The 21,443-nt window shown below is 74.2% G+C and carries 20 protein-coding genes and 1 pseudogene; 9 read left to right on the plus strand and 12 right to left on the minus strand.

Annotation, left to right across the window (positions count from 1 at the left end; genetic code table 11):
- Positions 1-15: 15 nt before the first annotated feature.
- On the minus strand, positions 16-870 hold the full coding sequence (locus KCH_RS05345) for an alpha/beta hydrolase family protein (protein ID WP_063750119.1): 855 nt from the start codon (positions 868-870) through the stop codon (positions 16-18).
- 139 nt (positions 871-1,009) lie between these two features.
- Positions 1,010-2,311: a tetratricopeptide repeat protein gene (locus KCH_RS05350; RefSeq protein ID WP_244305176.1), complete on the minus strand. Its 1,302-nt coding sequence runs from the start codon at positions 2,309-2,311 to the stop codon at positions 1,010-1,012.
- Between the two features lie 301 nt (positions 2,312-2,612).
- On the opposite strand from KCH_RS05350, the gene KCH_RS05355 reads away from it, so the two are divergent.
- Both KCH_RS05355 and KCH_RS05360 read left to right on the plus strand, forming a co-directional pair.
- The gene (locus KCH_RS05355) at positions 2,613-3,119 is read left to right on the plus strand and encodes an SRPBCC family protein (RefSeq protein ID WP_035859565.1); all 507 of its coding nucleotides are present in this window, start codon (positions 2,613-2,615) and stop codon (positions 3,117-3,119) included.
- A 131-nt stretch (positions 3,120-3,250) separates the two neighbouring features.
- Positions 3,251-3,685: a hypothetical protein gene (locus KCH_RS05360; RefSeq protein ID WP_051652767.1), complete on the plus strand. Its 435-nt coding sequence runs from the start codon at positions 3,251-3,253 to the stop codon at positions 3,683-3,685.
- Between the two features lie 230 nt (positions 3,686-3,915).
- Here KCH_RS05360 and KCH_RS46460 read toward each other — a convergent pair whose 3' ends face one another.
- From KCH_RS46460 to KCH_RS05385, 4 genes are all read right to left on the minus strand, one after another.
- A complete protein-coding gene (locus KCH_RS46460; protein WP_341865346.1) occupies positions 3,916-5,304 on the minus strand; it encodes a GNAT family N-acetyltransferase in 1,389 nt (462 codons plus the stop codon).
- A gap of 230 nt (positions 5,305-5,534) precedes the next feature.
- On the minus strand, positions 5,535-6,992 hold the full coding sequence (locus KCH_RS05375) for an endo-1,4-beta-xylanase (RefSeq protein ID WP_035859569.1): 1,458 nt from the start codon (positions 6,990-6,992) through the stop codon (positions 5,535-5,537).
- Between the two features lie 237 nt (positions 6,993-7,229).
- Entirely contained in the window at positions 7,230-7,736 is a 507-nt protein-coding gene (locus KCH_RS05380) for a GNAT family N-acetyltransferase (protein ID WP_035859571.1), read from the minus strand.
- 21 nt (positions 7,737-7,757) lie between these two features.
- The gene (locus KCH_RS05385; RefSeq protein WP_035859572.1) at positions 7,758-8,159 is read right to left on the minus strand and encodes an ankyrin repeat domain-containing protein; all 402 of its coding nucleotides are present in this window, start codon (positions 8,157-8,159) and stop codon (positions 7,758-7,760) included.
- A gap of 352 nt (positions 8,160-8,511) precedes the next feature.
- Here KCH_RS05385 and KCH_RS05390 point away from each other — a divergent pair, with 352 nt between their 5' ends.
- The 3 genes from KCH_RS05390 (at position 8,512) to KCH_RS05400 (ending at position 11,097) form a co-directional block, all read left to right on the plus strand.
- Entirely contained in the window at positions 8,512-8,706 is a 195-nt protein-coding gene (locus KCH_RS05390; RefSeq protein WP_014134294.1) for a hypothetical protein, read from the plus strand.
- 131 nt (positions 8,707-8,837) lie between these two features.
- Positions 8,838-10,490, plus strand: a complete 1,653-nt coding sequence (locus KCH_RS05395; protein WP_035859573.1) for a membrane protein — start codon at positions 8,838-8,840, stop codon at positions 10,488-10,490.
- Positions 10,491-10,722: 232 nt separating this feature from the next.
- Positions 10,723-11,097 carry an RNA polymerase-binding protein RbpA gene (locus KCH_RS05400; protein WP_035859576.1) on the plus strand — a complete coding sequence of 125 codons (375 nt, stop codon included), beginning with the start codon at positions 10,723-10,725 and terminating at the stop codon, positions 11,095-11,097.
- Positions 11,098-11,283: 186 nt separating this feature from the next.
- On the opposite strand, the gene fxsA is transcribed toward KCH_RS05400, so the two are convergent.
- The 4 genes and pseudogenes from fxsA to KCH_RS05420 form a co-directional block, all read right to left on the minus strand.
- Positions 11,284-11,853 (minus strand): FxsA family membrane protein, encoded by a 570-nt coding sequence (gene fxsA / locus KCH_RS05405; protein WP_051653884.1) that lies wholly within the window; start codon positions 11,851-11,853, stop codon positions 11,284-11,286.
- A gap of 192 nt (positions 11,854-12,045) precedes the next feature.
- The gene (gene lnt / locus KCH_RS05410; RefSeq protein WP_425268734.1) at positions 12,046-13,650 is read right to left on the minus strand and encodes an apolipoprotein N-acyltransferase; all 1,605 of its coding nucleotides are present in this window, start codon (positions 13,648-13,650) and stop codon (positions 12,046-12,048) included.
- Between the two features lie 46 nt (positions 13,651-13,696).
- Positions 13,697-15,333 (minus strand): annotated as a pseudogene (locus KCH_RS05415) (amidohydrolase).
- 31 nt (positions 15,334-15,364) lie between these two features.
- Positions 15,365-15,805 carry an Lrp/AsnC family transcriptional regulator gene (locus tag KCH_RS05420; RefSeq protein ID WP_035859581.1) on the minus strand — a complete coding sequence of 147 codons (441 nt, stop codon included), beginning with the start codon at positions 15,803-15,805 and terminating at the stop codon, positions 15,365-15,367.
- 207 nt (positions 15,806-16,012) lie between these two features.
- Between KCH_RS05420 and KCH_RS05425 the strand changes: the two genes are divergently transcribed.
- The 4 genes from KCH_RS05425 to KCH_RS05440 all read left to right on the plus strand — a co-directional run bounded on the left by KCH_RS05425 (position 16,013) and on the right by KCH_RS05440 (position 19,935).
- A complete protein-coding gene (locus tag KCH_RS05425) occupies positions 16,013-16,414 on the plus strand; it encodes a hypothetical protein (protein WP_035859584.1) in 402 nt (133 codons plus the stop codon).
- A 74-nt stretch (positions 16,415-16,488) separates the two neighbouring features.
- Positions 16,489-17,112 carry a uridine kinase family protein gene (locus KCH_RS05430; RefSeq protein ID WP_035859586.1) on the plus strand — a complete coding sequence of 208 codons (624 nt, stop codon included), beginning with the start codon at positions 16,489-16,491 and terminating at the stop codon, positions 17,110-17,112.
- Positions 17,113-17,425: 313 nt separating this feature from the next.
- Positions 17,426-19,234, plus strand: coding sequence for an AAA family ATPase (locus KCH_RS05435; RefSeq protein ID WP_244305616.1), 1,809 nt, complete (start codon positions 17,426-17,428; stop codon positions 19,232-19,234).
- A 62-nt stretch (positions 19,235-19,296) separates the two neighbouring features.
- Positions 19,297-19,935, plus strand: coding sequence for a DUF4230 domain-containing protein (locus tag KCH_RS05440; RefSeq protein ID WP_244305178.1), 639 nt, complete (start codon positions 19,297-19,299; stop codon positions 19,933-19,935).
- A 39-nt stretch (positions 19,936-19,974) separates the two neighbouring features.
- Here KCH_RS05440 and KCH_RS05445 read toward each other — a convergent pair whose 3' ends face one another.
- Positions 19,975-20,538 (minus strand): hypothetical protein, encoded by a 564-nt coding sequence (locus KCH_RS05445; RefSeq protein WP_035859592.1) that lies wholly within the window; start codon positions 20,536-20,538, stop codon positions 19,975-19,977.
- A gap of 219 nt (positions 20,539-20,757) precedes the next feature.
- Positions 20,758-21,423: a TetR/AcrR family transcriptional regulator gene (locus KCH_RS05450; RefSeq protein WP_035859595.1), complete on the minus strand. Its 666-nt coding sequence runs from the start codon at positions 21,421-21,423 to the stop codon at positions 20,758-20,760.
- Positions 21,424-21,443 lie beyond the last annotated feature (20 nt).

The following is a 21,443-nucleotide window of genomic DNA, read 5'->3' on the forward strand; positions in this document are numbered from 1 at the left end:
CTCCGTGCGTATGGATCAGCGGCCCGGCAGCCAGCCGGCGATCAGCTCCGCGATCCCGCCGCCGGAGCGGGCCCAGCGGACGTGGTCGGCGGACTCGCCGTCGGCCGGGGTGTGGTGGTGGCGGTCCACCGAGGCGGCGGGGAGTTTGGCCACCAGGCGGTCGACGGCTCCGGGCGGGGCCAGCCGGTCTCCGGGCAACGAGACGGCGAGGACGGGGAGTTCGAGCGCGGCGAGGGCCTGCTCGTAGTCCAGGTCGGCCCCGGCGGGCGCGAAGCGGCCGGTGCGGCCGAGGCGGGCCCAGTCGCGCATCAGCCGGGCCGGCTGGCGGCCGCCGAAGCCGAGCCGGTGGCCGGGCCAGTAACCCCACAAGGTCGCGATCAGCGCCAGGGCTTGACTGCTCGCCAGCACCCGCCAGCGGCCAACGCCCGGAAAGCCCCGGAAGTCCACCGACCCGGACGCGACCAGCACCAGCCCGTCCACCGCCTTCGGCTCCCGCGCCGCCGCCAGCACCGCGGCCTGCCCGCCGATGCTGTGCCCCAGCAGGAACAGCGGCACGCCCGTGCCGAACCGCTCCCGCACCGCGGCCGTCACCGCCGGGAAGTCCCGGGACGCCAACACGTGGTAGCCGTGCGTCGAGCGCCGCGAGGGGCGCGGCCCGCTCTCCCCCTGCCCGCGCAGGTCCACCGCGACGACGGCCACCCCGCGCGCCGCCAACTCCGCGCAGAACGGCGCGTAGTAGCCGGCCGGCACCCCGAGCGCGGGCCACAGCACCAGCACCGCCGCCGGCTCCCCGTCCGGCGCCGTCACCGCGGCGGCCAACGCCTCCGCCCCCGATACCGGGATCCGCACGCTCTCCGCCCCGCTCGCCATCGCTCCTCCGGTCCGTCTCCGCACTGGCCGCAGGTCGGAACGACCTGTCTCGACCGCATTCGATCAAACTCTGCGCCATTTGGCCATGCCCCGACCGGAACCGGACCGGTTCGCGCGGGAAACCGGTCGGAACCGGAAGTCAGAACGGCGGCTCGACCGAGCACTCGCCCGACCAGGGGACTTCCACCGGTACCGCCTTCTCCTCCTGGTGGACGCGGACGGCCTCCTCGATCCGGCCGAGGTCGACGAGGTACTCGGCGCGGAGGGAGCGCAGCGAGTTCGGGTCCTGTTCGAGCAGGGCGAGTGCCTCCTCGGTGCGGCCGACCTCGGCGAGCAGGCCGGAGCGGCTCCACACCCCGTACCAGCTGTCGCCCTCGGGGTGCCGGCGGGCCAGGTCGATCGCCTCCTCGTGCAGTCCGAGGCGGCCCATCAGCCAGAGCCGGATCCTGAAGAACTCCCAGTCCTCTGCCCGCCCTTGACGCGCCGCCACGGCATCGAGCCGGGCCAGCGCCTCCCGGGCCCGGCCCTGGTCGGCGTACAGGGTGCAGAGCGTGTCGACGATCCAGTCCTCCCAGCCGCCGGGCGAGTCCGCGAGCGCGCCCATCACCTCGATCGCCTCCTCGCCCCGCCCGTGCCTGGCCAGCAACTCCGCCAGCGGAACGGCCACGTGCCACCGCCCGCCCGGCACGGCCCCGAACGTCCGGTACACGTCGATCGCCGCCTCCAGGTCGCCGCGCCCCTCCAGCACCTCGGCGAGGCTGCGGACGGCATGACCGTGGTGCTCCGTCGCCGCGTACGCCCGCAGCTCCTCGATCCGACCGTGCCGGGCGAGCAGGTCGGCCAGCTGGTCACGCCCGTTGACGGAGGTGACGCGACGGGTGTGCAGCAGCGCGACCGCCTCGTCGATCCGGCCCTGCCGCTCCCGGACGGCAGCCAGCAGGTCGATCGCGTTGGACGGCTCCACCCGCACGTTGCCGCACTCGGGGTCGTCGCAGGCCGGCACCGCCGCCGCGATCCGCGCCTCCAGCAGCGCCGCAACCTCCTCGTCCCGGCCCGCCTCCGCGGCGACCTCGACCAGGCACGCGGCGAGGTACCACTCCCCGATCCCGCCCTTCAACAGCTCGAACGCCTCACCGCCCCGGCCGTGCCGGGCCAGCAGACGCCCGACGGACACCAGCGCCAACCGGTCGCCGGCCTCCGCGAACGGGAGCACCAGCGCGATCGCCTCCTCCGCCCGGCCCCAGCCCTCCAGCAACTCCGCCTGTGCCTCGGCCGCCCGCCACCACCCCGTCGCCAGGTACGGCGCGAGCACCTGCAACGCCTCCTCGCACCGCCCCTCGCCACCGAGCCGCCGCGCCCACCCGAGCGCGCAGAACCACTCCCCGCGGCCGGCCTGGAACTCCACCTCCCGCTCGTGGCCGAGCGCGAGCAGGCGCTTCACCAGCGGCGGAGGAACACAGCCCGTCAGCGTCCGGGCCCGGTAGTCAAGATCAGCAGCATCCACAGCGGCGCACCCTAGCCCCCGTTCCCGACAACAGCCCGGCCGCGGCCCGCGAGCCGCCCGAGTGCCGCCCGCCAGGACGGAACGAGTCGTCTCGTTCCACGCTAGCGAGCCCCCTCACGAGCCGTCAAGTACCGCCCTGACGAGCACTTTTGTCGTCCACGGGCCCCTTGCGCCGCGTTCCGCGGCCCGGCTACAGTCCGGGACTCCCAGGACCCGGACCGTCGAAGCGAGGCAGCGCGTGGAACGCCAATGGACCCTTCGGGAGAGCGTGACGGTGCACGCCTCCGCCGAGTCGGTGTACGCCGCGCTCCGCGACCTCCGGAACATGGCCCGCTGGAGCCCCGAGTGCATCGGGATACGCCGGCTCGGCCGCGGACCGGTCGCCGAGGGCACCCGCTTCCTCGGCTTCAACCGCAAGGGCCTGTTCCTGTGGTTCACCGACTGCCGCGTCACCACGGCCCGCGCCCCGCACGAGTTCGCCTTCCGGGTCGTCGTCTTCGGGCTCCCGGTGGCCCGTTGGGGCTACCTGGTCGAGGCGGCCGGGACGCCCGACGCCGTCCGCGTCACCGAGTACTGGGAAGACCTCCGCACCGGCCCCGGTTCCCGCGTCACCGAACTCCTCGGCCGCGTCTTCACCGGCACCCGCCCCACCGACCGCGCCGCCCTCAACCGTGACGGCATGCGCGCCACTCTCGCCCGCCTCCGCGCCACTGTCGAACAGCCCGAACCCCCTGCCCGGCCCTGAGCGTTCGGCCTGCCCGGCCCTGAGCGTTCGGCCTGCCCGGCCCTGATCAGTCGGCCACGGCCTGCGAGATCGGCGGAGCCGGCGCGAAATTCCCGGGCACTCCGGCCCGTTCATCTGCCATCCTCGGGCGCGTGCCCGCTCGTAACCGCCGCCTGCCGCGGCACCTGTCGTGGCCTCTCACGTCGACGGACCTCGCCTCCGGTCTCGGAGAGGCGCCGTCCGACGCCCTCCAGTTCGACTTCGGCAGTCTCGCCCCGACGGACGGGACTCTCCTCACCGCCTCCTGGACGCCGCCCCTCGGCTCGAACTACGGCAACGGCCCGCACCCCCGCTGGTGGTCGAGCGTCTGGATCCTCGTCGCCCCCGTCCCGAGCGGCGAGCGGGCGGCCGCCCGGAAACTCCTGCGCGAGCAGGCCCTCCCCGGGCTCCGGCAGTGGATCGACGAGGCCCGCACCGGATCCGAAGCCTGGGCGCTGAGCCGGCACACCATCTCCTGGAAGCTCCCCGGCCGCCGCCTCCACCTCAGCCACGACGGGCAGCCGTACCGCCCGGTCGAACTCCCCTGAGACGAACCGGCGTCGGCCGGACCTCGACGAGCCCGGTCAGCTCCCGTAGTCCCACTCCTCCACGCAGAACCGGACCGCGCCCGCTCACCGGGCTCCCGGTTCCACCAGCCCATCCCGATGCCCCACCTCTCCAGCAGCCCGCGCCCGTGATCGCGCACCCCAGACGCCCGCTGCGACCGGGCTCGGGCCGGAGGACAGAAGTCGACGGCCCGGCACGGGAGTCGGGGAGGTCATCGAGCGATGCGGTAGACCACCGTGCGGCGGGAGGGCCCCGGGGGGAGGGTGGGGTCGTCGAAGTCCCTGGCCGGGTCGTGGGTCATGCCGAGGCGTTCGGCGACGGCGCGGGAGGGGGTGTTGGGGGCGGCGATCAGGGCGAGGATCTCGGGGAGGGCCAACTCCTGGAAGCCGTACTGGAGTACGGCGCGGCCGGCCTCGGTGGCGTAGCCGTGGCCCCAGGAGTCGGGGTGCAGGCGCCAGCCGGCCTCGATGCCGTCGAAGGGGGTCTCCTCGTCGACCGGGTCGAGGCCGGCGAAGCCCAGGAAGGTTCCCTCGCTGCGGAGTTGGACGGCCCACCAGCCCCAGCCGCGTTCGGCGAGCTCCTCGCGGAAGGCGGCGAGCGAGCCGGCGGACTGTTCGCGGGTCATCACGGGGCCGAGGTGGCGGCGCACCTCGGGGTCGGCGTTGAGTGCGGCCCAGCGGTCCAGGTCGCCGTCCTGCCACTGGCGCAACAGCAGCCGGGGGGTGGTGAGTTCGACAGCAGCACTCATCTCAGTTCTCCGCTCCGGCGAGGACCTCGCCCGCCAACGTCTCCGCCGCGTCCAGCACCGCACCGAGCGCCGCCGGATCCGTCGACCCCGGAGCGAACAGCTCTTGCGCCCGGCGTTCGAAGTCCCTTGGTGTGCAGCCCAGTTCACCGGCCGAGGCGATCGCGCCCTTCTCGTTGACCAGCCACCGCCCGGCCGCGCGTGCAGCGCGTGCACCAGCAGGCCGACGGCGCGGAACAGGCAGCCCTGCACGTATCCGGCGTCGCCCCGCCGCGCGCCCTTCCGCGCGTTGGCCAGCGTGAACGGCACCTCCCACGCCGCGTCCGCCTCCAGTCGGCGCGCCAACTCCTGCGGGTAGTCGACCAGTTCGGCCCGGAGGGCGGTCAGCGCCCCGGTCGGGTCGGCGAGCACCCGCCCGAGTGCCAGCTCCCCCGCGTACGCGTACGACGGGACGCCGTACGGGTGCCCGGGCTGCTGGCCGCTGAGGTAGCGGCCGGCCCGGGCCTCGGCGGCGTAGTCGCGGACGCGGGCGACGTCCCGGTAGATCCAGTCGACGCGGGCCGTACCGAGGTCCAGCCAGGCGCCGCCGTCCACCCAGGGGCCCCAGCCGCCGGGTTCGGTGACGTCGACGGGGTGGCCGCAGAGTTCGGCGGCGAGGCGGCGCAGCGCGGCGGTGTCCAGTTCGCCGGCCCGGTAGTAGAGGCCGAGGTCGTAGTCGGAGCCGGGGGCGTGTGCGCCGCGGGCCCGGCTGCCGCCGAGGCAGACGCCGACGATGCCGCCGATCTTCGCCAGGTGCGAGGCCAGCTGCCCGAGCTCGGCCTCGCTCGGTCCGCCGTTTCCACTGTTCTCGTTCATCGTCCGCCACGATGCCGCACCGGCCCGGCCCCCGCCAGGCGTTTTCGACGGGATCCGGGCCGGTGCGGCAGGGCAGAAAGGGCGCGGTGGGGGCACCGCTCCACCCCCACCGCGCCGGCCGGCCGCCGCCCGCTCCGGCGGCCGGCCTTCTCGGCATCGGCCGGTCCCCCGCGGGCGGTCGGCCCGTGCCCGGCCGGCTCCGAAGACGGTCGGCCGTTGCCGGCGGCGGGTCAGCCGATGCTGCAGGCCACCCCGTTGAGGCTGAAGCCGGTGGCGGCGGCGGTGTTGCCGGTGTGGTTGGCGTTGAAGCCGAAGCTGGTGCTGCCGCCGGCGGGAATGGCCGCGTTGTAGGTCAGGTTGGTGGCGGTGACCTGTCCACTGGCGGGGCTGACGGTGGCGTTCCAGGCGCTGCTGACGGTCTGTCCGCCGGGCAGCGTGAACTTCACCGACCAGCCGTTGACGGCGCTGCCGCCGGTGTTGGTGACGGTGATGTTCTCGGTCAGGCCGGTGTTCCAGGAGCTGACCTGGGTGCTGACCTTGCACGCCGCGCCGCTCGGCGGGGTGGACGGCGAGGACGAGGAGGACGGCGACGAGGACGGGGACGAGGACGGGGACGGCGAGCCCGCGGTGCCGCCGAGCGCGGTGACGGCCGAGTTGTAGGAGGCCTTCGGCTGGTAGTTGTCGTCGTACATGGTGGCCGCGCCGTAGCCGCTGAACGCGCCGGGGATCCACGAGTCGGCGTCGCCGACGCCCCACTGGGAGACGCCCACGCAGCCGCTGACGGCCAGGCAGTTGCTGATCACCGTCGCGTAGTCGGTGGCCTGCTGGGCGAGGTTGGCGGCGCTCGCGGGCACCTGCATCCGGTCGTCGAGCTCGGTGATGGCGACGTCGAGGCCGAGCGCGGTGAAGCGCTGGATGTTGGCCTTCATGGTGCTGGGGACCTGGCCGACGATGAAGTGGGCCTCCAGGCCGACGCCGTCGATGGGCACGCCCTGCGACTTGAGCGAGGACACCAGCTGGTACATGGCGTCGCTCTTCGCGTTGACGCCCTCGATGTTGTAGTCGTTCAGGTAGAGCTTGGCGTTCGGGTCGGCGGCCCGCGCGGTGCGCAGCGCGTCGGCGATGTAGCCGCTGCCCATCGCGTTGTAGAAGACGCTGGTGCGCAGCGAACCGTCTTCGTTGAAGGGCTCGTTGACGACGTCCCAGGAGTAGACCTGGCCCTTGTAGTGGGTGGCCTGGGTGGTGACGTGGTTCTCCATCGCGGCCTGCACCTGGGCGGTGGGCAGGCTGCTCACCCAGGACGGCAGCTGGCTGTGCCAGACCAGCGTGTGGCCGCGGACCCGCATGCTGTGGGACTTCGCGAAGCTGACGATCTTGTCGCCGGGGCCGAAGTTGAAGTTGTTGGCGGAGGATTCGGTGGTGTCCCACTTCATCTCGTTGCCGGGGGTGACCATGTCGAACTGGGTGCCGGCGACGGCGGTCAGCGCGGAGTTGTTCAGGTCGTTCTGGGTGACGGCGGTGCCGAAGTAGCTGCCCTTGGCCTCGGCGAGGTCGCGCAGGGTGGTGCCGGCGGCTCCGGCGGGGCCGCTGCCGAAGGTGGCGGCGGCCAGCAGGCCGCCGGCCGCGGCGACGGCGAACGCCGCGAGGGCGCGCCCGCGCCGGTTTGCTGCGCGCAACTGTGCAGCCATGGTCCGTCCTTCCGGGGGGTGGGTGGGGTGCACGGACCGTACGGTCGGGTGCGCGCCCCGGGCAACGGACCGCCGGGGCGGTCGGCGGCGGCGGCCACGGGCGCGGTTTCCAGGGGGTTGGCCGGTGCGCGGGCGCACCGGTGTCCCGACCTGCGGCGGGTGGGGGAACGACGGAGCGGCCGCCGCCCGGTGGTGCCGGGTCGGCGGCCGCTCCGAGGGGCCTGCCGGGTGCGAAAGTTACAGTGCGTCAGCAACCAGTTCGGCTTCGGCGCCGACGAGTTCCTTGCCCATGCAGATGCTGAGCTCGTGGTCCTTGTAGTAGCCGAACTTGCGGATCTCGGCGTACCCCTCGGACTGGTACAGGCCGACCGCCTCGGGCTGCAGGGTGCCGGTCTCCAGCACCAGCCGGGTGCGGCCGGCGGCGATCGCGGCCTGCTCCAGGTGGCGCAGCAGGATGCGGGAGTAGCCCCGGCCGCGGGCGGCGGGGACGACGTACATCCGCTTGAGTTCGGCGTCGCCGTCGCGCAGGCCGTCCTCGTCGCGCTCCTTGACGCGCCATCCGCCGCAGGCCACCGGCTCGCCGTCCTGGTAGCCGATCACGAACAGCCCGACCGGCGGGTCGAAGTGGTCGGCGTGGATGACGGTCTGGTCGCCGTCGCCGTACCGGACGACGTACTCCTGCTGGACGTCGGCGGCGAGCTTCTGGGCGTCGGGGTGTCCGAAGCCGGTGGTGCGGATCTCCATGTCGGTCAAGGGTACGGGCCGCTAGCGGGCGGCCGTGAGGCGGGCGACCAGGTCGCTGCGGCCGAACAGGAGGGCGGCGTCGAGTGCGGAGGGCGTGCCGGCGTGCGGGTCGGCGCCGTGGGCGAGCAGGGCGTCGACGACGTCGGTGGAGCCCTTGAAGACGGCGCCGGCCAGCGGGGTCTGGGCGCGGTCGTTGACCCGGTCGGGCTCGGCGCCGCGCTCCAGCAGCGCGCCGACGGTGGCGGCGTGGCCGTGGTAGGCGGCGAGCATCAGCAGGGTGTCGCCGCGGTCGTTGGTGAGGTCGGCGGGCACCCCGGCGTCGAGGTGGGCGGCGAGCAGTTCGGTGTCGCCGGCCCGGGCGGCGTCGAAGAGCCGGCCGGCCAACGCGATGACGTCGGCGTCGGGCGTGGTGGGTTCGGTCATGGGGTGGTCCGCCTTCCGATGGAGTGTGGCCCGGGGTGCCGCCGGGTCGTGTGAACGTGCCGCGCTCCCGGGAGGTGCCGGGGATGCCGGGGCCGGGGCCGCCCGGGGGTGGTTCCGGCCAGCCGTTCGGGCGAATTCCGGGCGTTCGGGTCGCGGGCGCACCGGGCGCGGGGACGCCTGAGTGCGCCGGTGCGATCCACCGGCGCTGCCCCGCGGGACACCCCGGAGGTCCACTGCCCACCCGGCCGGCCCGGTGAGAACCACCCGTTCGCCGCACCCCATCCCCATTTACTTTTTGTCACCATAAAGGCACTTTCTGTCACCTTGTCCCCCGCCCCGTGAGGAGCATCCCGTGATTCTCTCCATCTCCGGCATCGTTCTGTTCGGCGTCATCGCCTTCCTGTTCTTCCGCCGGGACGGGCTGAAGATCTCGCACGCCCTGGTGTGCGCGCTGTTCGGCTTCTACGTCGCGGGCTCCTCGATCGCCCCGAGCATCCAGGCGGGCGGCGCGAGCCTGGCCAGCCTGATCGGCGGGCTCAAGTTCTGAGCGGCTCCGGCCCGGGCGCGGAGTTCCCACCGCCCCGGGCCGTTCGCCCGTCCGGGCCGTCCCCGCCCGGCGCCCGTCCCGCCCGCACCTCCTGATCCCCCGTCAGCACCCCTCCCGCCTCCGGAGTCCGCATGTCCCTCAACCGCCACTTCAACCGGGGCCGCGACCTCGCCCGCACGGCCGGCGACCACGCCGCCGACGTGTTCGCGCCGCTGACGCTGATCGGCCGCGGCCTGCGCCGCCACGCCGACTGGGCCAGGGGCCGCTGGACGGCCCTGCCGAAGGAGCGGCGCGGCCCGACCCTGCTGGTCGGCGCGGCCACCACGGTCGGCATCTTCCTGCTGCCGCACGGCCCGCTGCTGGCGATCGTCGCCCTGGTCGCCTCGGCCGCCTGGGTCGGCCGCAGCCCCAAGTCCGCGCCCGAGCCGGAGCCGGACCTCGCCGACGTCAAGCTGACCGCGCTGTACGCGGCGCTCACCCCGTACTTCGGCGGCTTCGACGACCCGTTCGCGCTGTACCGGATGGACGGCGAGTGGCGGGCGGCGTTCTCCGGCTGGGAGTTCGACGCGGACGGGCGGCTCGCCACCCTGGAGATCTCCTACCCGGCGTACTTCACCGACACCGAGCCGGCCGCCCGGGCCCGGATCGAGCAGGTGGTGCAGGGCAAGGCGGGCCGCTCCCGGGAGTACCGCTTCGACTGGGACGAGGAGATCAACCGGCTGCGGGTGAGCGCGCTCGCCCCGCTGCCCGCCGACATCGTGGCGCAGCGTTTCGTCACCGCGCCGGGCGAGATCGTGCTCGGCTTCACCGACGGCGAGGGCAGCCACCGCACCATCCCGGTCGAGCAGGGCGGGGTGACCGAGCAGCAGCCGCCGGTGGTGTGGCGGGTCGGCCCGCGCTCCGCCGAGCCGCACCTGCTGGCGCTGGGCGCGGCCGGGTACGGGACGTCGACGCTGCTGCGTTCGATCGCGCTGCAGGCGCTGCCCCACGGCGACCTGGTGGTGGTGGACGGGGCGAGCACCGGCGAGCACGCCTGCCTGGTGAACCGGCCGGGCGTGTACACCGTGGAGACCAGCCTGCACGGGGCGCTGGCCGCGCTGGAGTGGGTGGCGAAGGAGACCGAGCGCCGGCTGATCGCGCTGAACTCGGCCCGCCACCACGGGGTGGCCGCGCCGGCGGACGTCACCCGGCCGCTGTGGATCCTGCTCGACCACCTCACCGAGCTGTCCGAGCTCGCCCACGCCGAGGACCGCACCGACCCGCAGGCGCTGCTGGAGGTGCCGCTGCGGCACGGCCGGGCGGCGCGCGTCACGGTGGTGTTCGTCGACGACCTGGAGGCCCGCGACCGGATCTCCCCCACCGTGCACACCTGCACCCGGGCCCGGGTGGTGCTCGGCCCGGTCACCGCCGACTCCGGTTCGGCGGGGCTCGGCGTCCCGCTGGACATCGCGCCCGCCGCGCACACCCCGCCCGGCCGCGGCTACGCCCGGATCGGCACGGCCGCCCCGGTCCGGGTCCAGGTCCCGGTGACGGTCGACCCGCTGGACGAGGACGCGGCGCCCGCGCTGCGCGAGGCCGTGATCGCGCTGCTGCCGCACCGCGACACCCGCACCGAGGCGCCCGCGCCGGTCGACGCGGTGGACGCGGCCGTCGCGGCCGGGGCGGTCGACCCGGTGGACGCCGTCGGGGCCCTCGCCCCGGAGCCGGTGGCCGCCGAGGCGGAGCCGGCCCAGGTCGAGCTGTCCAAGGACGTCGCCTCCGCCCAGCCCCGGCCGGCCTGGTGACGGGGATCGCACCCGCCCCATCCCGCCGACCAGAAGTGAACAAAATGTGACACGCCGGGTGATATCACCGCTCAGATGTGACAAATCGGGCGACCATGGGTACAAACAGGGGCGGCACGACAGGCGACGTATGTCCCGGACGGGAATCTTCGTCGGAGGTCGAGCGTTGGACCCATCGACGAAGAACAGCGACCACTAGTCCTGTGGGCAAGAAGCCCGGGAGGCACGATTCATGAGCGAGCGAGCTCTCCGCGGCACGCGACTCGGGGCGACCAGCTACGAGACCGACCGCGGCATTGATCTGGCACCGCGCCAGACCGTCGAGTACGCATGTCAGAACGGACACCGTTTCGAGGTCCCGTTCTCGGTCGAGGCGGAAATCCCCATGGTGTGGGAATGCCGTTTCTGCGGCCAGGAGGCCGCGCTCCTCGACGGTGAGGAGCCCGAGGAGAAGAAGACCAAGCCCACCCGCACCCACTGGGACATGCTGATGGAGCGCCGGACCCGTGAGGAACTGGAGGAGGTCCTGGCCGAGCGCCTGGCCGTTCTCCGCTCCGGCGGGATGAACCTGGCGGTCCACCCGCGCGATTCCCGCAAGTCCGCCTGACGGACCGAAGGACCGACGGGCGGAAACCCCGCACCACTGCCGAAGGGCCCCGGAAGTTCCGGGGCCCTTCGGCTGCCCGCGTGCGGTACCGCTGAACGGAAGGAGAAGAGGAAAGGGGACGGCCGCCGGGCCGTCCCCTTTCCTCTTCCTACTGTCTGTCAGGCGTCGTGCCCCGCCCGGCCCCGGTCAGGGAGCGATCGGCGGGCGGTACTCGGTGTCCGGCCCGCTCGGGCGGGTCGGCGGGTCGACGACCTCGCCCTGGACGACCTTGCCGTCGGGGCGGTGGATGCGCAGCTGCTCCTGCAGGCGCATCGCGTCCGCGAAGCGGTCGGCGCCGACGGGGGCGGTGGAGCGCAGCACCGAGCCGGTGATCCGGCGGCCGGCGGCGCGCCACAGGGCGCGGGTCGGCGGGATCAGCAGGGTGGCGGCCAGCAGGTCCGACAGGAAGCCCGGCAGGATCAGCAGCACGCCGGCGAGCACCGTCATCGAGGTGCCGGTCTGCGGCTGCGCGGACTGCGGGTCCTTGGACAGTTCGACGGCGGCGCGGAACGCCCGGGCGCCGGCCCGCTTGATCACGGTGCCGCCCAGGAACACTCCGGCCAGCAGCAGCACCAGGGTCAGGAACCAGCCCACCCAGCCGGCCACCACCGTGACCAGCCAGATCTCCAGCACCAGCCAGGCGGCGATCAGCAGCGGCACGGCCCGGGCGATTCGCCCGCGACGGGCCTGGGGGGCCGGGGTTGCTTGCTGGGACACGGTACGGATCCACTCCATCGCGGTGCTCTCAGCGGCGGCCGGCGGCTCCGGCCGCGTTCACGGCACCACCCTGCACAACGGCCCGCCGCGCCCGCGTGTTCCGCCGCCCGCGCGCGGACCGGCCGGCACCGGGTACGACGGGGCCCCGGACCGCCGCCGTCGGGTGGCGGTCCGGGGCCCGGTGCTGCCGTGTCAGGAGCGCTTCGCCGCCCGGCGGCGCTGCCACCCGGCCGCGGCGGCGACGCCGCAGGCCAGCAGGCCGCCGAGGGCGAGCACCCACTCGGGCCCGGCGCCGACCTTGTCGGCGACGGTCTGGCTGTCGCGCAGCGGCACCACGGCGTTCAGCACTTCCTGGTCGAGCTCCTCGGTGCGCTGCTGCACCTCGCCGTCGGGGGTGATGACGGCGCTGACGCCGCTGGTCGCGGCGATCAGCACGGCGCGGCCGTGCTCGACGGCGCGCAGCCGGGACATCGCGAGCTGCTGCTCGGTCTGGCCGGTGCGGTTGTAGGTGGCGTTGTTGGTCTGCACGACCAGCACCCGGCCGCCCTGGTTGACGGTGTCGCGGACGATCTCGTCGTAGGCGACCTCGAAGCAGATGACGTCGCCGATCCGGGCCGGGCCGAGGTGCATGACGCCGCTGCCGGTGCCGGGGTAGAAGTCCCGGGCGACCCGCTGCAGGCGGGTGATCACCTTGGAGAGTTCGGAGCGGAACGGCACGTACTCGCCGAACGGCACGGGGTGCTGCTTGGTGTAGGACTCGCCGGGGCCGGAGCTCGGGTCCCAGACGATGCCCTCGTTGCGGACGTGCTGCTGGTCGGGGCCGTCGACCAGGGCGCCGACCAGGGTGGGGACGCCGATCGCCTTGACGGCCTGGTCGATCCGGGCGTAGGCGGCGGGGTCGGTGAACGGGTCCAGGTCGGAGGCGTTCTCCGGCCAGATCACCACGTCGGGCTTGGGCGTCCGGCCGGCGGCGACGTCGGCGGCGAGCCGTTCGGTGGTGCCGGCGTGGTTGTTCAGCACCAGCATCGGCCGGCCGAGGAAGTCCATGCCGGGGCGGTCCACGTTGCCCTGGACGATCGCCACCCGGACGGTGTCGGCGGCCGTGGTCGGCACCGGCACCGCGTAGCCGATCAGCACCAGCGCGACGGCCGTCAGGCCGCCCGCGACGGTGCGCCAGGGCAGGACGGCGGTGCCGGCCCGGCGGGCCCGCAGCACGCACAGCGGCGCCCAGGCCAGCAGGGTGCCGCAGGCCGCCACGGCGAAGGTCACCAGCGGGGCGCCGCCGAGCGCGGCGAGCGGCGTGAACGGGCTGGCGGTGTTGGCGAACGCCAGCCGGCCCCACGGGAAGCCGCCGAACGGCAGCCGGTCGCGCGCCCACTCCTGGGTGACCCAGAGCATCGCGGCCCACAGCGGCCAGCCGCGCAGCTTGGAGGTGAGCGCCAGGCCGGCGCCCATCAGCGCGAGGAACAGCGCCTCGATGGCGGAGAGCCCGACCACGCCGTCCCAGCCGACCACGCGCAGCCAGGACAGCAGCACCACGAAGAACGGCACCCCGAACACGAAGCCCAGCCAGGCGCCGTGCCGGGCCCGCCGGCCCCGGGTCAGCAGCGTCAGCGCCGCCACCCCGAGGATCGACAGCGGCCACACGTCGTACGGCGGGAACGCGAAGGCCATCACCGTCCCGGCCAGCGCGGCCAGCCCGGTGCGGGCCCACCACGCGCCGCGGCCGCGGCGCTCCGGCGCCTCGTCCGGCTTCCCCTCGGCCACCGGGCGCTCCTGCGAAACGGGCAGTGCCACCTGCGCACCACCTCTCTACCTCGTACGACGTCCCCCGAAAGGTACCTCACTCGCCGGGGCGGTCCGCCGGGTCCCGGTGGGTGTGGACGGTCCGGCCGCGGACCACGGTGCGCAGGCAGGTGGGGAGGGGTTCGCCGGGGGTGAGGTCGGGCAGGCCGGGGGTGCCGGAGCGGGGGTCGGTGGACCAGTCGGCGATGCGGGTGTCGGGGGCCTGGACGACCAGGTCGGTGGTGGCCCAGATCGCGTAGGAGGCGACCGCGCCGGGCACCAGGACGCCGTCCTGGTCGTGGCCGAGGGCGCGGTGGCCGCCGCGGGTGTGGGCGGTGAACGCGGCGCGGACCGAGATGCGGTGCTCGGGGGTGCGGTGGAAGGCGGCGGCGCGGACGGCGCCCCACGGGTCGAGCGGGGTGACGGGCGCGTCGGAGCCGAAGGCCAGCGGGACGCCGGCCCGCAGCATCGCGGCGAACGGGTTGAGCTGCGCGGCGCGTTCGGCACCGAGGCGTTCGACGTACATGCCGTCGGGTCCGCCCAGGCGGCGTCGAAGGCGGGCTGCACGGAGGCGGTCAGGCCGAGTTCGGCGAACGCGGCGATGGTCTCGGGGGTGAGGGCCTCGGCGTGCTCGACGCGGTGCCGCATCGCCTTGACGGGTTCGGCGCCGAGCTTGTCGGCGGCGGCGCGGACGCCGTCCAGGACGGCGCCGATCGCGGCGTCGCCGATGGCGTGGAACCCGGCCTGCAGGCCGGCCTCGGTGCAGGCGACGACGTGCTCGGCGATCTGATCGGCCGTCAGGTAGGCGACGCCGGTGTGGTCGGTGTCGGCGTAGGGGTCGTGCAGGCAGGCGGTGTGCGAGCCGAGCGCGCCGTCGACGAACAGGTCGCCGCCGGCGCCGACCGCGCCGAGGCGCTTCGCGGTCTCCACGCCCTGCGCGCCGAGTTCGCCCCAGTAGCCGAAGACCTCGGGGCCTTCGGTCTCGGCGGCGAGGGCGAGCAGCGCGGCGAGGTCCTCGGCGGAGGAGATGTCGGGGCCGGCGCACTCGTGCAGCGCGCCGATGCCGAGTTCGGCGGCCCGGCGCAGGGTGGCGTGCTGGGCGTCGCGTCGCTGGGCGGGGGTGAGGTGGGCGAGCGCGGCGCGGCGGACGGCGTGGTGGGCGTCCTGGGTGAGCGGGCCGTCGGCGGAGTAACCGGCGCGGTCGGCGAGCGCCGGGACGAGGGCGCGCAGGGCGCTGGTGGCGAGGCCGGAGTGGACGTCGGTGCGGGAGAGGTAGAGGGCGGCCCCGCCGGCGGCGGCGTCGAGTTCGGCGAGCGAGGGGGCGCGGTGCTCGGGCCAGCGGGTCTGGTCCCAGCCGTGGCCGAGCAGGATGCCCTCGGTCGGGCCGGCGGCGGTGAAGGCGGTGACGGCGGCGAGCGCGTCGGCGAGCGAGGCGCTGTCGGTGAGGTCGAGGCCGGTGAGGGCGAGGCCGGTGGAGGTGGCGTGCACGTGGGCGTCGACGAACGCGGGGGTGACCAGGGCGCCGTCCAGTTCGACGATCTCGTCGGCGACGTCGGCGTAGGCCTCGGCGGCTCCGTCGCTGCCGACCCAGGCGATGTGTTCGCCCTCGACCAGCATGGCGGTGGCGAAGGGGTCGGCGGGGCTGTAGACGTTGCCGCCGCGCAGCAGGACGGTCCGGTCGGTGCGTTCGGTCATGGCGTCCAGTCTCGCACCACGAACACCGGGGTCAGAGCTTCGGGGGGCGGGCCTCGTACGGGGTGGAGAGGACGACGGTGGTGCGGGTGGAGACGCCGGCCGCGGAGCGGATCCGGGCGAGCAGGTCCTCCAGGTCGCCGGGGCCGGGGACGCGGACCTTGAGGATGTAGTTCTCGTCGCCGGCGACGCTGTGGCAGGCCTCGATCTCGGGGAGGGCGACCAGGCGTTCGGGGGTGTCGTCGGGCGCGCTGGGGTCGAACGGCTTGACGGAGATGAACGCGGTGAGCGCCAGGTCGACCGCCTCCGGGTCGACGATGGCGGTGTAGCCGCGGATGACGCCGCGCTGTTCGAGCCGCCGCACCCGCTGGTGCACGGCCGAGGTGGACAGGCCGGTGGCCTTGCCCAGGTCGGTGTAGCTCATCCGTCCGTCCTGCAGCAGCAGCTGGACGATGCGCTGGTCGAGTTCCTCCACAAGTCGTCAACCTACTCGATGACGGCGGGGCTGTGCAGACAGCTCACTGGGGGCGCATCCGGGGGGCACATGCCAATGGAATGTGGCGAGGAACACACGCGGTGCATCACCGTGCGCCCGAGTGCAGGGTTATGACGTGTCGTCAGGGGGAAGTGCTGCTGGTGGCCCGGACAACGAGTGACTCCGGCCCGATCCGAGGGGGATCAGATGCCTTCCACCGACCAGCGTCCCGACGTCGAGGACGAACCCGGCGCGCTCGAGCCGTCCCTGGGGACGGACCCGGGCGCGGCCGACAGTTGGGAGATCGTCCGGGTGCACTGCCCGGCCTGTGACCGCCCGATCGCGCTGATCGGGGACGAGGAGCGGCTGCCGCAGCACGCGGTGCTGCCGTCCGCGTGGAACCCCTTCCAGTCCGCGATCTGCCGGGGCACCGGCGCGCCGACCGCCGACCTGCCGGAGTGCGTGGAGCAGCCGGAGCAGGACGGCCTGGACAACCTGGTGGCGCTGCCGACGGCGCTGGACTGGCGCACCCAGCCGTTCTCGCACGCGGGCGCCCACCGCGCGGTGCGGGCACTGCTGCCCGCGCAGCGCGACCGCCGGGCGGCCTGAGCCGCACGTCCTGTCGAGGGCGCCGCGTTCCGGTGCCCTCCGGGTGCTCCGCCCGGTCCACGTAGGCTGGCCGGATGACCGCTGCCTTCCCCGACCTGTCCGCGCTGTCCGCGGGCCTGCTCGCGCTGCCGCCTTCCCTGGGCCCGGTGCGGCTGGTCGCAGTGGACGGGCACGCCGGGTCCGGCAAGACCACGTTCGCGGGGCGGCTGGCGGCGGAACTGGGCGGAGCCCCGGTGGTGCACCTGGACGATCTGGCGACCCATCAGGAGCCGTTCGGCTGGGTGGGCCGGCTGCGCGAGCAGGTGCTGGCGCCGCTGTCCCGCGGCGAGCCGGCCCGGCACGGCGTGTACGACTGGACGGCGCGGGAGTTCCGCGGCGTCCGGCAGGTGCCGCCGGCGCCGGTGGTGCTGCTGGAGGGGGTGGGCGCGGGCCGGCGGGCGGTGCGTCCGGCGCTCGCGGCGCTGCTGTGGATGGAGCTGGACGCGGCGGCGGCGCGGGCCCGCGGGGAGCTGCGGGACGGTCCGGAACTGGCCGAGTTCTGGGCGGGTTGGGCGGCGGCGGAGCGGGCGCACTTCGCGGCCGATCCGAGCCGTCCGCACGCCTCGCTGCGGGTCGACGGGATCACCGGGCGGATCGCCGGGGACACCCTGAGTGAGCCGTTTGAACCGGTCTTGACCTGCGACGTCGTCAGGATCTAAGTTCAGCCTGTCGCGGAAATCAGTTGAATCCGCAACCACAGACACGGCGTCTCCGGCTTGTTCCCCCGTGAGCCGGAGGCGCCGTTCCCCTTCCCGGCGGGGTCCGTTCAGCACCCCAACACCCGATCGTCTCGCGCCATTTGACCCGCGCGGCACCCTTACGGATCAGCTCTGCGCCGGTACCATGCCCGCAGGCGCGTATCAGCGCCCCGAGGTCTGGCGGGGGGCGTCAGTGACGGTGGAGAGTTCCGGCGGCAAGGGGTCCGCCGCGGCGGGGCCGGATCCGGAGGCCGACCGCGCCTGGTCGCGTGCCATGGACGCCTACACGGCCGGCTCGTACGCCCGCGCCGAGGAGGAGTTCCGGGACGCGGTGCGCGTCGACCCCGGCATGGCCGACGCCTGGCTGGGCCTGCACGCGCTGCGCAGCGACACGGCCGGCGCGCTGCTGGCGATGCACCGGCACCGGGAGCGGTTCGGCGAGCAGCGCGAGCGGCACCGCCGTCCGCTCAGTTCCTGGTACTGGCTGGGCTGGTGGGTGCAGCCGGTGCTGGAGAGCGCGCAGGACCTGGCCCTGGCGCACGCCTCGCACTGGCTGGACGGCCGTCATCTCAGCGAGCTGGACCAGGCGTTGGCGGCCTGCCCGGCGCCGGAGCAGGAGCCCGCGGTGCGTTTCCTGCACGCCTGCCGCTCCTACCTGTTGAAGGACTGGGAGCAGCTGATCCGGGACACCGACCGGCTGTTGGACGATCCGGTGCTGGGCATCGAGGCGGGCCTGTTCGCGGGCATGGCCCGGGTCCGGCTCGACATGTGCGCGCAGGCGCAGCGCCCGCTGGCGGCCTCGCTGGCCCGCTGCCGCTCCGAGCAGCCGCAGCGCAAGGAGCTGCGGTACTGGCTGGGCCGGGCGTACGAGGGCGCGGGGCGGACGGCGGCGGCGCTGCCGCTGTACCGGGCGGTGCACCGGGCGGATCCGGCGTTCATGGACACCGAGCAGCGGCTGGCGGCGATCTCCGCCGAGGACGGGCTGCTGGACGGCACCGGCTACGGCGAGTCGTACGGGGAGTACCGGGGCGCCGCGGTGGAGACGGCGGTCGACCTGGTGGAGGACGGGGCGCCGGAGCCGGAGCGGGCGCAGCCGCCGGGCGGGGAGCCGCGCGGCGGGCAGCTGGCCGAACGGGCGTCCGGCGTCTCGCCGTTACCCCTGCGGCTGGGCAACTGGCCGGCGGCGGCGGCGATTCCGCCGACCGGGCCGAACCCGGCGCCGGCCGCCCGGCTGGAGCTGGACCAGGCGCTGGCGGAGCTGGAGGCGATGGTCGGCCTGGACCCGGTGAAGCGTCAGGTCCGGGCGCTGTCGGCGCAGTTGAGGATGGCCCGGCTGCGCGCGGACCGGGGGCTGCCGGTGCAGCCGCCGAAACGACACTTCGTGTTCTCCGGCCCGTCGGGCACCGGCAAGACCACGGTGGCGCGGATCCTCGGCCGGGTGTTCCACGCGCTGGGCCTGCTCTCCGGCGACCACCTGGTGGAGGCCCAGCGAGCAGACCTGGTGGGCGAGTTCCTCGGCCAGACCGCGGTGAAGGCGAACGAGCTGATCGACTCGGCGCTGGACGGCGTGCTGTTCATCGACGAGGCCTACTCGCTGGCCAACTCCGGTTACAGCAAGGGCGATGCGTACGGCGACGAGGCGCTCCAGGTGCTGCTGAAGCGCGCCGAGGACAACCGGGACCGGCTGGTGGTGATCCTGGCCGGCTACCCGGAGGGCATGAACCGGCTGCTGGCGACCAATCCGGGCCTGAACTCCCGGTTCACCACCCGGGTCGACTTCCCGTCCTACCGCCCGGCGGAACTCGCCGACATCGGCGTCCAGTTGGCGGAGGCGGACGGCGACGGCTGGGACGTGGACGCGGCCGAGGAGCTGGCGTCGATCTGCGGGCACGTGGTCGCCGAGGGCTGGATCGACCAGCTCGGCAACGGCCGCTTCGTCCGCACCCTGTACGAGAAGTCGTGCGCCTACCGGGACTTGAGGCTGTCCGGGCAGCGCGGCGTGCCCTCCCGGGAGGACCTGGCCACCCTGCGGCTGCCGGATCTGCTCCAGGCGTACGGCGAACTGATCGACGGACGTCAGTGACGGGCGATAGCGTGCCGCGCGAGGGTCGGGTGGAGGACCCGTCCCCGCGAGGAGGAGCGGCCGTGCGTCGTGTGCCCTGGTACCTGTCCCTGCCGATCACCCTGGCCGTGATCGCGGCCGTGTTCCTCGGGGCGGCGAAGCTCGGCTGGCTGCCGGGCGTGGTCGACCCGTTCGAGGAGCGGACGGTCGACCGCAGCCAGCCGGTGGTCCTCAAGTCCGTGCAGAACATGAGCCGTTACACCGCGGCGACCGGCAACTTCCAGGTCGTGGTGGACCTCGCGCAGGAGGCGAAGTTCCTGCCGTCGGCGCTGCTCGGCACCCGCTCGCTGTACGTCGGCGCGGGCAGCGTCGGCGCGTACGTGGACCTGAGCCGGCTCGGGCCGGACGCGGTGAAGGTCTCCGAGGACCGGCGCACCGCGAGCATCGTCATCCCGCACGCCCAACTCGCCGACGCCGCGCTGGACGTGAAGCGCTCCTACCTGTTCTCGCAGGAGCGCGGCCTGTTCGACCGGATCGGGGACTTCTTCTCCTCCGACTCCGGCGAGGACCAGCACAAGGTGGAACTGCTGGCCGTCGACAAGATCCAGCAGGCGGCGAAGGACACCGAGTTGACCACCACCGCCGAGAACAACACCAAGGCGATGCTGACCGGCCTGCTCGGCTCGCTGGGCTTCACCTCGGTCACGGTGACCGTGGCCTGACCGGCGCCCTCCGCCGCCCGGCGCTCCCCCGGCGGACCGTCAGCCGTGCACGACGGTGCGGCCCCCGATCACCCAGGCCGAGGCCGGGACGGGGGTGCACTTGGTGCCGCGCGGCGGGTTCTCGGGGTGCAGCAGGTCGGCCCCGGCCCAGCCCACCCGCAACTGGCCCTGCGCATCGGCCGGGTAGAAGGTGAGCCCGGTCTCGGGGTGCCACCCGGCCGGGCCGGTGGTCGGCGCGCTGCCGTCGGCGCGAGTGACGACGGCAGCGGCGACCGGACCGGTGACGGTCACCGCACCCCCGTCCATGACCAGGCAGTCCACGTCGAACTCCACCCGGACGGTGCCCTCGCCGTCGAAGACGTGCTGGACGACGGCGTGGCCGCCGGTGCGGCCGTTCTCGGTGCGGGCCTCCACCTGCGCGGTGAACCGCTGCCCGGGATTGGGGCCGGGGCCGCTCTGGTTGAGCAGGGTCCAGCTGTGCACGCTCAGGTGCCGCCCGGCGGCCGGCGCGGCGACCGCGCTGCCCGCCGCCCCGACGGTTCCGGCCACCAGCGCCACGGTCGCCACGCCCACGGCGGCGGCCGCACGGTTGACCTTTCGCATCGTCAACTCTCCATCACCCAAGAGGACTTCGGACGTTCGCCCGACGTCCTTCATCCTTCCGTCCGCGTCCCCTCCCGCCGTCCGCCGGGCGGACGAGCCCGGGTCCGCACGCCGGACGAGAACGATCTCCTCCGTGCGGACGGCCGGGCCTGACGAGACGTCAACTCGCAGGAGGAGGGCCGGTGCCCGCAGCGGCGAAGGCCGCCCCGTTGACCGCCGTCAGGGGGTCGGGGCGTCCGCTTCGAGGCCGAGGAGGAAGGCGGTGAGGACGCGGCGGAGGCGGGGCTCGACCTCGACGACGGCGTGGCCGAGGCGGGGGTCGGAGGTGTAGAGGGCGCGGATGGCGGGGCCGGGAGTCGCGATCTGCCAGAGGGCGCCGGCCATGCCGGTGGCGGTGGCGGCCAGGTCGAGCACCTGCTGCTCCGTCAGGCCGAGCAGGCGGTGCAACTCGGCGCCGATCAGGGCGACTTCGTCCAGGGTGACGAGCTTGAAGGTGCGCACCGCCTCCAGCGAGACGTTGCGTTCCAGGTTGAGCGGGGCCTGGGCGAGCAGGTCGCAGAACATCGGGCGGGCCGACAGCGTCGCGGCCAGCAGCCCGGCGACCTCCGCGGGGGTGGCGGCGGTGCGGGCCGCGAGCTCGGCGCGCAGGGCGGCGGACCACTCGCGCCAGCCCTGGGCGGTGAGTTCGAGGAAGATCTGCTCCCTGGTCTCGAAGTACCGCAGCAGCGCGGACTTGTGCATGCCGACCTCGGCGGCGATGTCGGTGAGGGTGACGTCGCGGATGCCGCGCCCCTCGCCGAGCGTCCGGGCCGCGTCCAGGATCGCGCCCTCGCGCGCCTGCTTGGCCTCGGCACTGCGGGCCCGTCGGAAGGCTGGCTCAGTCATGGGCCCATCATAGAAGCCGC

The sequence above is a fragment of the Kitasatospora cheerisanensis KCTC 2395 genome (genome assembly GCF_000696185.1).
Classification (GTDB): Bacteria; Actinomycetota; Actinomycetes; order Streptomycetales; family Streptomycetaceae; genus Kitasatospora; species Kitasatospora cheerisanensis.

What these genes read in the sequence shown, in the direction of transcription:
- KCH_RS05345 (WP_063750119.1), bottom strand. Translation starts at nt 870, where the DNA reads ATGGCGAGCGGGGCGGAGAGCGTGCGGATCCCGGTATCGGGGGCGGAG.
- KCH_RS46460 (WP_341865346.1), bottom strand. Translation starts at nt 5,304, where the DNA reads ATGAACGAGAACAGTGGAAACGGCGGACCGAGCGAGGCCGAGCTCGGG.
- KCH_RS05375 (WP_035859569.1), bottom strand. Translation starts at nt 6,992, where the DNA reads ATGGCTGCACAGTTGCGCGCAGCAAACCGGCGCGGGCGCGCCCTCGCG.
- KCH_RS05380 (WP_035859571.1), bottom strand. Translation starts at nt 7,736, where the DNA reads ATGGAGATCCGCACCACCGGCTTCGGACACCCCGACGCCCAGAAGCTC.
- KCH_RS05385 (WP_035859572.1), bottom strand. Translation starts at nt 8,159, where the DNA reads ATGACCGAACCCACCACGCCCGACGCCGACGTCATCGCGTTGGCCGGC.
- KCH_RS05395 (WP_035859573.1), top strand. Translation starts at nt 8,838, where the DNA reads ATGTCCCTCAACCGCCACTTCAACCGGGGCCGCGACCTCGCCCGCACG.
- KCH_RS05400 (WP_035859576.1), top strand. Translation starts at nt 10,723, where the DNA reads ATGAGCGAGCGAGCTCTCCGCGGCACGCGACTCGGGGCGACCAGCTAC.
- KCH_RS05425 (WP_035859584.1), top strand. Translation starts at nt 16,013, where the DNA reads ATGCCTTCCACCGACCAGCGTCCCGACGTCGAGGACGAACCCGGCGCG.
- KCH_RS05430 (WP_035859586.1), top strand. Translation starts at nt 16,489, where the DNA reads ATGACCGCTGCCTTCCCCGACCTGTCCGCGCTGTCCGCGGGCCTGCTC.
- KCH_RS05435 (WP_244305616.1), top strand. Translation starts at nt 17,426, where the DNA reads ATGGACGCCTACACGGCCGGCTCGTACGCCCGCGCCGAGGAGGAGTTC.
- KCH_RS05445 (WP_035859592.1), bottom strand. Translation starts at nt 20,538, where the DNA reads ATGCGAAAGGTCAACCGTGCGGCCGCCGCCGTGGGCGTGGCGACCGTG.
- KCH_RS05450 (WP_035859595.1), bottom strand. Translation starts at nt 21,423, where the DNA reads ATGACTGAGCCAGCCTTCCGACGGGCCCGCAGTGCCGAGGCCAAGCAG.